We start from the raw sequence: 10,122 nt of genomic DNA on the forward strand, positions 1-10,122 counted from the left end.
TAGCTGCGGAGCTCCCACAGCTTCATCCGCCGCCACAGCTTGAACGTGGGAATGGGGGAGAGCAGCCACCGGGTGAGCCGCACGCCCTCCATGTGCTTGTCGGCCGTGATGTCCGCGATCCGGCCCACCGCGTGCCGGGCCGCCTCGACGGCGACCACGAACAGGATGGGGATCACCGCGTGCATGCCCACGCCGAGCGGGTCCGGCCAGGCCGCCGCGCCGTTGAAGGCGATCGTCGCGAACGTCAGCAGCCAGGCCGTCTGACGCAGCAGCGGGAACGGTATGCGCATCCACGTCAGCAGTAGGTCGAGCGCGAGCAGCACACAGATGCCCGCGTCGATGCCGATGGGGAAGACGAGGGAGAAGTCGCCGAAGCCCTTCTGCTCCGCGAGCTCGCGCACGGCGGCGTACGAGCCCGCGAAGCCGATCGCGGCGATGACCAAAGCGCCCGCGACCACGACCCCGATGAGTACTCGGTGTGTGCGTGTCAGCTGCATCGCGGCCACCCGCGACCCCTCCCCAATTCCTGAACCGGAGCCCGAACCGAAGCCTGAACGAGCGGGCACAGCCTGGCACATGCCACCGGAGTCCGCCCCTCCGGCCTCCCGGCGTTATGCACTTGTACCCGGCACGCGGCCGCTTCCGGGGCCGAGCGCTCCCGGCGCACGGCTGCCCGGGCCTGTTTGCGCCCGGGCTCCTTGCGCTCGGGTCTGCCCCGCCCGTGCCTACTTGTTGGCGGTGGCGACAGCGGCCACGGCTTCCTTCGCCGCCTTCTGGGCATCCTTCGTCAGGTCGGAGGACGACGGGTTCTTCGCCCCCGCGTAACCAGTGCCGTTGTAGGTGAGGGTGATCACACCGTTCTCGGTGCGCGTCACGACCGTGGCGTACACGAAGTCCTCGTCGGTCTTGCGGAGCGTGTAGTTGACCGTCGTCGCCTCGTTGCCGATACCGGACACCGGCGCCGACTTCACGCTCTTGGCGCCCTCCGTGCCCTTGGCCTTCTCGATCTCCTTCTCGTACGACTCCTCGGCGCGCTGCTCGGCGCTCAGGCCGAGGGTGGCGTCGGACTCGTAGCGGAGGAACGAGACATCGAGCCAGCGGTACTGCGAGCCCTTCACGCCGTTGTCGTCCAGGCCGTTCCAGGAGCAGCTGCCGCGCCGCGCGATGTCGGAGGACTTGCCGGTCGTGCCGTTCTTGGACTTGGCGCCCGGTACGAGGTCCTCGATCGTCTTCTTGGCGATCGAGTCGCAGGGGTCCGGCAGCTTGGCGAACTTGGCGGGGGCGACGGTCGGGGACTTCTTCGCCTCGGGGGCGGCGGAAGCGGACGAACCGGAGTCCTTGGACGTGCTGTCGGAGTCCGACGAGCAGCCGGCGACGACGAGCATCACCGGGACGGCGGCGCAGGCGAGTATGCGGGTGAGTCGCGTGGCTGAACGGGGCATGGTTCCTTCAGTCGGTCGTTCGGTCGTTCTTTCTTACGGTCGTGCCGGCGGGCGGTCGTCCGGCCCGCCGGAGCGTCCGGCCAGGCCACCGTACGCGGACACGGCGCTTCGTTGGGCCGGACCGCGGAACGCGCGAACGACCGGAAGCGGGCCGCGAGCCTGCTCACTCGTCGAACTGCTCCGCCAGCTGCCGGGCCAGGCTCTGCGCCTTTTCCTGCAGTTCCTTGGCGTCGGGGACCTCCGTGGACAGGGCCGGCTGCTCGCCGTAGACGACGGTGACGATCACGTTCGATGTGCGGAACACCACGCTCACCGTGCGCCGCTGAGCCGTGGAACCGGCCCGGCCGAGCACATCGTCGAGGAACGCCGCGTCGCCGAGCTCGTTCAGCACCCGCGGCTCGAGGCCTTCCCCGGAGGGGCCGCCGGACGGTGACCCGGGCGGCGTCGCGGGTGTGGACGAGGCCTCGGCACCGGCCGCGGTGTCCGTCGAGGCGCCGGGCTTCGGGGTGCTGTCGCTCTCGCCGCCGGCCTCGCCGGCGGGCCGGCTCTCGCCTGCGCCGGACGGGCTCTGCCCGGTCGACGGGGAGGCGTCCGCGTCACCCTCCGCCTCCTGCCCGGTCTCGGCGGGTGCGGTGGCGATCGGTACGGAGGTGTCGCCCTGCTTCTTCAGGAAGACCTCCTGCGCACGGTCGTCGTCGCTGACGGCCGGGTCGTAGGAGACGACACGTTCGAAGTCGACCCTCAGCTGGTGCGAGGCGTCCGGGGAGTCGCCCTTCCAGCTGCAGGCGACCCGCCTGTCCGTGTCGTAGGTGACGGCCGCGGTGCCGCGCAGCACCTTCTGCTGCTGCTCCTCGGGAAGCGTCACGACGCCCGGCAGCAGGTCCTTGAGGGTGGAGGTCTCGACGGCTCCGCAGGGCTCGAGGAGGGTGCGGTACTTGCCGGGGGGCGCCGCGGAGGCCTGGGCCGCGCCCGCCTTGGATTCGATGCCGGAGCCTTCGGTGCCCTCGCCGGCGGTGCAGCCGGTGACGAGCGCCGCGAGGAGCGCCGCCAAACCGGGCACGTAGGCCTTTCGTTGCACGTCCAGGCTCCGTTCTGTCTGTCTTCCGTGTGGTGCTCGCTGCCGGTGCTCCGTGTCGCTGTCACGGCGAAAACTGGTTGCCGCTCGCCGGAGGCCGGTGGACACAATGTCTATCGCACACGCCGCCGTGACCGCCGGTCGGTCGGGTCTTTCACTGCCATTCGGCAAGGATTTTGCGTTTCATGTCTTTTCGGGGGAATTGAGGAACTATGTCGTATGTAGAGATGCCGGGCGCGAAGGTCCCCATCCGTATGTGGACCGATCCGACGTCGGTCGAGGACGTCGCGATGCAGCAGCTGCGGAACGTCGCCACCCTGCCGTGGATCAAGGGCCTCGCCGTGATGCCCGACGTCCACTACGGCAAGGGCGCGACGGTCGGCTCGGTGATCGCGATGCACGGGGCGGTCTGTCCGGCCGCGGTCGGTGTGGACATCGGCTGCGGCATGTCGGCGGTGAAGACGTCGCTGACCGCGAACGACCTGCCGGGCGATCTCTCACGGCTGCGCTCCAAGATCGAGCAGGCGATCCCGGTGGGACGCGGGATGCACGACGAGATGGTGGATCCGGGAAGGGTCTTCGGCCTCCCGACCGGCGGCTGGGACGACTTCTGGGACCGGTTCGACGGCATCGCGGACGCGGTCAAGTTCCGCCGGGAACGGGCGACCAAGCAGATGGGGACGCTCGGTGCGGGCAACCACTTCGTCGAGCTCTGCGTCGACACGTCCGACGCGGTGTGGCTCATGCTGCACTCCGGCTCGCGGAACATCGGCAAGGAGCTGGCGGACCACCACATCGGCGTGGCGCAGAGCCTGCCGCACAACCAGGGCCTGGTCGACCGGGACCTCGCCGTCTTCGTTGCGGAGACCCCGCAGATGTCCGCGTACCGGAACGATCTGTTCTGGGCCCAGGAGTACGCGAAGTACAACCGCGCGGTGATGATGGGGCTCTTCCAGGAAGTGGTCCGCAGGGAGTTCCGCAAGGCGAAGGTGACCTTCGAACCGGTCATCTCCTGCCACCACAACTACGTGGCGGAGGAGCGGTACGAGGGCATGGACCTGCTGGTCACCCGCAAGGGCGCGATCCGCGCCGGCAGCGGCGACTACGGGATCATCCCGGGGTCGATGGGCACCGGCTCGTACATCGTGAAGGGGCTCGGGAACGAGGCGTCCTTCAACTCGGCGTCGCACGGCGCCGGCCGGAAGATGAGCCGCAACGCGGCGAAGCGCCGCTTCTCGACGCGGGACCTGGAGGAGCAGACGCGCGGCGTCGAGTGCCGTAAGGACTCCGGCGTCGTGGACGAGATCCCGGGTGCGTACAAGCCGATCGAGAAGGTCATCGACCAGCAGCGGGACCTGGTCGAGGTCGTCGCGAAGCTGAAGCAGGTCATCTGCGTGAAGGGCTGAGGCCCAGCACACCACGTGATCGACAGGCCCCGGACCGACCGCGGTCCGGGGCCTTCTGCTCGTTGGGGGTCTGTAAGCACTTCTGCCGGCTCCGGTGTACCGGCGGCACCTTGGAAGGCAGGCAAGCTCAGAAGCAGTCCGCGGGCATGTCGAGGGTGGTGCGGTCGAGGCTTTCCAGCAGTGCGAACTGCGCCTCCGTCCTGGGCAGTTCGTACCGGAAGAAGTACTGACCCGCCCGGCGCTTGCCCTCGTAGAAGGCGCCGCTGCGTCCGGCGGCGGCCAGCATCTGCTCCAGCCATATCCAGGCGACCACGACGTGTCCCACGGCCTCCAGGTAGACCGAGGCGTTGGCCAGGGCGGTCTCGGCGTCCCCGGCCTCCCACAGGCGCCGCGTCACGGCGGCGACGCGGGCCACGGAGGCGTCCAGCTGCCGTCCGAAGTCGGCAACCTGGTCCTCCGCGGCCGCCGCGCGGGCGGTCGTCTTGGAGACGGTCTCGATGAGCAGGCGGAGCCCCGCGCCGCCGTCCATGACGACCTTTCGGCCCAGCAGGTCGAGGCCGTGGACGCCGTGCGTCCCCTCGTGGATGGGGTTGAGGCGGTTGTCCCGGTAGAACTGCTCGACGTTGTACTCGCGGGTGTAGCCGTAGCCGCCGTGGACCTGGATGGCAAGGTCGTTGGCCTCCAGGCACCACTGGGAGGGCCAGCTCTTGGCGATCGGGGTGAGCATGTCCAGCAGCAGCCCGGCCCTGGTCCGCTCGTCGGCCGTCGGGGCGGTGCGCTCGTCGTCCAGCAGCCGACCGCAGTACAGGATCAGAGCCAGCGCGCCTTCGACGTACGACTTCTGGGCGAGGAGCATGCGCCGGACGTCGGGGTGCCCGACGATCGGGATCTGGGGGGTGGTGGCGTCCCTGGCCGTGAGTCGGCGCCCCTGGGGCCGGGTGCGCGCGTAGTCCAGGGCGTGGAGGTAGCCGGTGTAACCCAGCGCTGTGGCACCGAGTCCGACACCGATGCGGGCCTCGTTCATCATGTGGAACATGTAGGACAGTCCCCGGTGGGGCTCCCCGACCAGGAAGCCGACGGCACCGGGGGCCCCGCCGGGCCGGAAGGCGCCCTCACCGAAGTTCAGCAGCGTGTTGGTCGTCCCTCGGTACCCCATCTTGTGATTGAGGCCTGCCAGGGCGACGTCATTGCGCCCGCCGGGCGTCCCGCCGGCCCCTACCAGGACCTTGGGGACGATGAAGAGCGAGAGTCCCTTCACCCCGGGCGGGGCGCCGGGGATCCTGGCCAGGACCAGGTGGACGATGTTCTCCGTCAGTTCGTGGTCGCCACCCGAGATCCACATCTTGTTGCCGAACAGGCGGTAGGTGCCGTCGTCGGCCTGTTCCGCGCGGGTGCGCACATCAGCCAGCGAGGAGCCCGCCTGTGGCTCCGACAGGCACATGGTCCCGGAGAAGCGGCCCTCCACCATCGGGCGGACGTAGGTGTCGATCTGCCCGGGGGTGCCGTGGGCCAGCAGCAGGTTCGCGTTGCCGATGGTGAGGAAGGGGTAGGCGGCCGTTCCCACGTTGGCTGCCTGGAACCAGGCGAAGCAGGCGTTGGCCACCACGCTGGGCAACTGCATGCCGCCCACCTCGTGGTCCATGCCTCCGCCGATCAGCCCGGCGTCGGCGAAGACCTTCAGGGCCTCTTCGACTTCGGGGATGATGTGCACCCGCTCGCCGTCGAAGCGCGGCTCCTGGGTGTCGTTCTTCTTGTTGTGCGGGGCGAAGTGCCGGGCGGCGATCGTTTCGCTGAGGTCAAGTACCGCATCGAAGGTTTCGCGCGAGTGGTCGTTGAAGCGGGGGCGCGCGGTCAGGGATTCAACGTCGAGCCACTCGTGCAGCAGGAAGTCGAGGTCTCGGCGGGAGAGCAGGAGGGAGGCCATGGTTCTCTTCTTCTCGGGGTGTTGCTCGTGCAGGGGGAGTTGTCGCCGGCCGGTCAGACCGTGGTGCCGAGGCCGCCGTCGACGGGGATGACGGCGCCGGTGACGTAGGCGCCCGCACGGCTGGCCAGATAGACGGCGACGCCCGCCATGTCGTCCGGCCGCCCGATCCGGCGCAGCGGAGCCGCCTCCGCGATCGCCTCGCCCATGGCGTCCAGAGTCGCGGCCATCATCTTCGACTCGAAGGGGCCGGGTGCGATGGCGTTCACCGTGATGCCCTGTGGCCCGAGCTCCTTGGCCAGCACGCGGGTCAGGTGGTGCAGGCCCGCCTTGCTGGTCGCGTAGGAGTAGGCCGAGGACGGGCTGACGTGCAGGCCGTCGATGGATCCCACGTTGATGATCCGCGCAGGGTCCTCCGTCGACCCGCCGGCGCGCAGCTTCGGCAGGAGGGCTTGGGTGAGCAGGAAGGGGCTGCGCAGGTTGAGGTCCATCACCTTGTCCCAGCCGCTGACCGGGAACTCGTCCAGGGGCGCGCCCCAGGTGGCGCCGGCGTTGTTCACCAGGATGTCCAGCCGCTCCTCCCGCTCGCCGATGTCTGCGGCAAGTCGGTGGCACTCCTCCTCGCGCGCCAGGTCGGCGGGCAGCGCGACCGCCTGACCGGAACCGGAAAGCCCGCGCACGGCCTCCTCGCAGGCTTCCGCCTTGCGGGAGCTGACGTAGACCTTGGCTCCCGCTTCGACCAGGCCCCGGGCGATCATCAGACCGATGCCGCGGGAACCGCCGGTCACGAGGGCGGTTTTGCCGGAGAGGGAGAACAGTGACATGACGGTGGACTCCTGAGGGGGAGGGGCACGGGCAGGCTGTTCCCGCCCCAGGCTAGATACTAAGCAGTCGCTTAGCCGCATGCCAAGCCTTGCGCCCACGGCACCCCATCCGTGCCTCCGCACATCGAGGGTGGTTGAACTCATGCCCGCCCACACGGCGCGCGACCTGTCCAGCGGCCCTCACCGCATGCTCGACACCGAGGATTTCGCTGCCGCGCCGCGGATATCAGTCGGCGACCGCCGACCGCAGGCGCTCCCGATGCGCCTGCGCCATGGTCATCAGCCCGGCGAGGGCGTCCCGTGTGCGTACGAGGTCGGCGATGCGCTCGGTCAGCCGGTCGCGCTCCTGTGTCATCCGCTCCAGCGCGGCGTCGGAGTTCTCCTCGCTGGGAGAATCGACGCACGGCAGCAGTTCGGCGATGGTGCGGCTGGACAGTCCTGCGGCGAACAGCCGCTGGATGAACACGACCCGCTCGACCTCGTGGTCCGTGTAGTGCCGCTGCCCGCCGGCGCTGCGGGTGCTGGTGAGCAGCCCCTGCTCCTCGTAGTAGCGCAGGGACCGGACGCTGACTCCGGCCCGTGATGCCAGCTCCCCGATGCGCACGCCGTCTCCCTCTGTGCTGTGAGCTGAGGCACAAAGCTTGCCCCTGACGTCAGTGTCAGGTTCTAGCGTAGCCGCCGCGCCCGATTGTGCGGCGCCGATCACGAAGGAGCCATGACATGACGACCTTGTTCACCCCGTACCGGCTGGGGGACCTGACGCTGCCCAACCGGGTGGTGATGGCGCCGATGACACGGGTCCGTGCCGCCGCCGGCGGTCTGGCGACGCCGTCGATGGCGACCTACTACGCCCAGCGGGCCACGGCCGGACTGATCGTGAGCGAGGGGGTGCAGCCGAACGTGGTCGGGCAGTCCAACCCCGGCACCCCGGGACTGCACACCGACGAGCAGGTCTCCTCGTGGCGCCCGGTCACTGATGCGGTGCACGCCAACGGCGGACGGATCTTCGCCCAGCTCATGCACGGCGGACGGGTTTCGCACCCCGACACCACCGGTATGCAGCCGATCGGTCCCTCGGCAGTCGCGGCCGAAGGGTGGAAGGTGTTCACCCCGACCGGGCTCCAGCCGGCGCCGGTCCCGCGCGCCCTGGACACCGCCGAGGTGTCCGAGCACGCCGAGTCGTACGCCCAGGCCGCCCGCCGCGCCATCGACGCCGGCTTCGACGGCGTGGAGCTGCACGGCGCCAACGGCTACCTCATCTCGCAGTTCCTCTCGTCCAACGCCAACCTGCGCACCGACCGCTACGGAGGCTCGGTGAGCAACCGGATCCGATTCGCCGTCGAGGCGGTGTCCGCAACCGCCGAGGCCGTCGGCGCGGCCAGGACCGGAATACGCCTGTCCCCAGGCGTAACCTTCTGGGGAGTCGAGGAGACCGACGTCCCCGAGCTCTACACCGCGCTACTGACCGAACTGTCCCGCCTCGGACTGGCCTACATCCACCTCGAAGCCACCGCCGAGGAGGAGTTGCTGGTCGGCCTGCGCCGCGCATGGCAGGGCACCCTGATCATGAACCCGGTGCTCCCGATGGGGCCGAAGCACACCGGCCGGGACGAGGCCGACCACTGGCTCGAGCTGGGGGCCGAGCTCATCAGCTTCGGCCGCGCCTTCATCTCCAACCCCGACCTGGTCGAGCGGCTGCGCACCGGAGTGCCGCTCGCTCCCGTCGACGAGGCCACGTACTACCAGGGCGGCGACGCCGGATACCTGACCTACCCGGCATACCAGTACACGGCCTGACACTGCCCCCAACACCGCCCCCGGCGTCCGGCTCCCGTGACGCATCAGGCCACGCGGATGGGCTTCTGGTGGGTTCTCGATGAGCTGACGTGCGGTCACGCGGTGTGCTGATCCCATGCATGAGTCGCCCATCTCAGGGGCACCGATGTCGTTCGCGCTCGTGTGGATGATCACCGTGTGTATGCCGGGGCGGTCGAGTACTTCGCGTCGCCGGAAGCGGTCGGCGGCTTTGTCGACGTCGGATCACATCTCCTTTCTGCAGGTCACAGCACTATGAGGTGCGCTCGTGATCTGGCCTTGGGGCCCTCGGGTTGCGCGGAACTCCGCTCGTTGGTCAGGCCGTTCGGCATCGCCCTGGCGAAGGAGCTGTCGCCGTGGACGGTCGGCAGCCTCGTCGAAGAGAACTGACGGGCTGACACGACCCCGTGCGGTACTTCACAGCGGCGGCCATCTTGAGGCGACCGCACGGCGGTCGGCCTCCGGCGATCACGCGCCCCGGCTCACCCTCCGGCGTCCTCTGCCGGTTTGGCCACGCCCAGCAGGGCGAGGCAGATGTGCAGTACGGCGTACTCCAGGGCGGGGACCTCGCCGATGCGCCCCTGGCGCAGGAGGCGGCAGACGGCTTCGTGTGTAGCGTCGGCCGCGGCCATGTAGGTCTCATGGGGGACACGGCGGTAACCGGGAATCCTGTTGTGCCAGGCGCGCATCGACGCGGCGAACCAGGAGCGGCAGGCGTCCTGGTGCTCCTGAGCCCGGCCGCCGGCGGCCGCCGTCTCCAGGAAGAACGCTTTGGCGAATTCGGGCTCTTCGGCGATCAGCCCGAGAAAGGCGCGGATCGAGGCACGAAGCGTCGCCACAGGGGAGAGCGACTGCGTCGACGAGCGGGCAAACGACGCCTCAAGCCGCTTGACCATCAGCTCGCGGCCCGTCTCCGCAGCGGCGATGAAGCACTCCTCCTTGTCCGCGAACAGCTCGTAGAACGTCTTGCGGGACACGCCCGCCCGTGCCGTCACATCGGCCACGGTCGCGGTGATGTAGCCCTTTTCGGCAACCACGGCCGTCATCGCGTAGAGCAGCCGCTGGCGCTGCGAACCCGTCACACGCTCCCGCGCGAGCCCGTGCGGCCCACGCGGAAGGTCGGTCAGGCTCGGCTGCAGCAGCGGCCGGATTGGCTCTCTCATGAGTGAGGAACAGTCTGGTACAGGTTATAGACGCAAGCGTTTCTCACCATCGTTTCCCCCGAGTAGGAGCGCACCCCCATGAGAAGTTCGACTTTCCTTTCGGCGCTGACCGCCTCGCTGGCGGCCCTCGCAGGGATCGCGGCCGCCGCCCCGACCTCTGCACAAGCAGCCGCCGCGCCGACGACCTTCACGGTCGACTCCACCCAAGACGCCGTGGATGCGGACGCGTCCGACGGCGTCTGCCGCACAGCGACAGGAACCTGCACCCTGCGCGCGGCGGTCATGGCCGCGAACGCCCGGCCCGGCAGCACGATCGAGTTACCCGCCGCCCACTACCGGCTGACCATTCCTCCCAACCCCGACCAGCTCAACGGGCGCACCGCCGACCCGACCACAGGCGACCTGAACATCCTCGAGCCGACCACCATCCGGGGCGGCGGCGCGCGAGGGACCATCATCGACGCAGGCGGCATCGA

The 10,122-nt window shown here is 69.4% G+C and carries 9 protein-coding genes and 1 pseudogene; 3 read left to right on the plus strand and 7 right to left on the minus strand.

All coding sequences use genetic code 11. The features are described 5' to 3' along the window. From ABZ070_RS32390 to ABZ070_RS32400, 3 genes are all read right to left on the minus strand, one after another. The coding region (locus tag ABZ070_RS32390) for a DUF2637 domain-containing protein (RefSeq protein ID WP_356639127.1) at positions 1-506 on the minus strand (506 nt) is incomplete at its 3' end. A 219-nt stretch (positions 507-725) separates the two neighbouring features. Continuing rightward, positions 726-1,442 carry a DUF3558 family protein gene (locus ABZ070_RS32395; RefSeq protein WP_356639129.1) on the minus strand — a complete coding sequence of 239 codons (717 nt, stop codon included), beginning with the start codon at positions 1,440-1,442 and terminating at the stop codon, positions 726-728. A gap of 163 nt (positions 1,443-1,605) precedes the next feature. Next, a complete protein-coding gene (locus tag ABZ070_RS32400; protein ID WP_356639131.1) occupies positions 1,606-2,520 on the minus strand; it encodes a DUF3558 domain-containing protein in 915 nt (304 codons plus the stop codon). Positions 2,521-2,729: 209 nt separating this feature from the next. Here ABZ070_RS32400 and ABZ070_RS32405 point away from each other — a divergent pair, with 209 nt between their 5' ends. Beyond that, positions 2,730-3,923, plus strand: coding sequence for an RtcB family protein (locus ABZ070_RS32405; RefSeq protein ID WP_356639133.1), 1,194 nt, complete (start codon positions 2,730-2,732; stop codon positions 3,921-3,923). A 127-nt stretch (positions 3,924-4,050) separates the two neighbouring features. Here ABZ070_RS32405 and ABZ070_RS32410 read toward each other — a convergent pair whose 3' ends face one another. From ABZ070_RS32410 to ABZ070_RS32420, 3 genes are all read right to left on the minus strand, one after another. Next, entirely contained in the window at positions 4,051-5,847 is a 1,797-nt protein-coding gene (locus ABZ070_RS32410; protein ID WP_356639135.1) for an acyl-CoA dehydrogenase, read from the minus strand. Between the two features lie 53 nt (positions 5,848-5,900). Continuing rightward, positions 5,901-6,668, minus strand: a complete 768-nt coding sequence (locus tag ABZ070_RS32415; RefSeq protein WP_356639137.1) for an SDR family oxidoreductase — start codon at positions 6,666-6,668, stop codon at positions 5,901-5,903. Between the two features lie 226 nt (positions 6,669-6,894). Then, a complete protein-coding gene (locus ABZ070_RS32420; protein WP_356639139.1) occupies positions 6,895-7,272 on the minus strand; it encodes a MerR family transcriptional regulator in 378 nt (125 codons plus the stop codon). A 116-nt stretch (positions 7,273-7,388) separates the two neighbouring features. Between ABZ070_RS32420 and ABZ070_RS32425 the strand changes: the two genes are divergently transcribed. After that, entirely contained in the window at positions 7,389-8,465 is a 1,077-nt protein-coding gene (locus tag ABZ070_RS32425; RefSeq protein ID WP_356639142.1) for an alkene reductase, read from the plus strand. Between the two features lie 500 nt (positions 8,466-8,965). Here ABZ070_RS32425 and ABZ070_RS32430 read toward each other — a convergent pair whose 3' ends face one another. Beyond that, complete coding sequence (locus ABZ070_RS32430) at positions 8,966-9,646, minus strand: TetR/AcrR family transcriptional regulator (protein ID WP_356639144.1); 681 nt, start codon at positions 9,644-9,646, stop codon at positions 8,966-8,968. Positions 9,647-9,724: 78 nt separating this feature from the next. Between ABZ070_RS32430 and ABZ070_RS32435 the strand changes: the two are divergent. After that, positions 9,725-10,122: pseudogene (locus ABZ070_RS32435) on the plus strand (hypothetical protein); the annotation flags it as partial.

The organism is Streptomyces sp. NPDC006283 (genome assembly GCF_040613325.1).
Lineage (GTDB): Bacteria > Actinomycetota > Actinomycetes > Streptomycetales > Streptomycetaceae > Streptomyces.

Excerpts from the sequence above, each read along its gene's own strand:
- ABZ070_RS32395 (WP_356639129.1), bottom strand. The coding sequence starts at position 1,442 with ATGCCCCGTTCAGCCACGCGACTCACCCGCATACTCGCCTGCGCCGCC.
- ABZ070_RS32405 (WP_356639133.1), top strand. The coding sequence starts at position 2,730 with ATGTCGTATGTAGAGATGCCGGGCGCGAAGGTCCCCATCCGTATGTGG.
- ABZ070_RS32410 (WP_356639135.1), bottom strand. The coding sequence starts at position 5,847 with ATGGCCTCCCTCCTGCTCTCCCGCCGAGACCTCGACTTCCTGCTGCAC.
- ABZ070_RS32415 (WP_356639137.1), bottom strand. The coding sequence starts at position 6,668 with ATGTCACTGTTCTCCCTCTCCGGCAAAACCGCCCTCGTGACCGGCGGT.
- ABZ070_RS32425 (WP_356639142.1), top strand. The coding sequence starts at position 7,389 with ATGACGACCTTGTTCACCCCGTACCGGCTGGGGGACCTGACGCTGCCC.
- ABZ070_RS32430 (WP_356639144.1), bottom strand. The coding sequence starts at position 9,646 with ATGAGAGAGCCAATCCGGCCGCTGCTGCAGCCGAGCCTGACCGACCTT.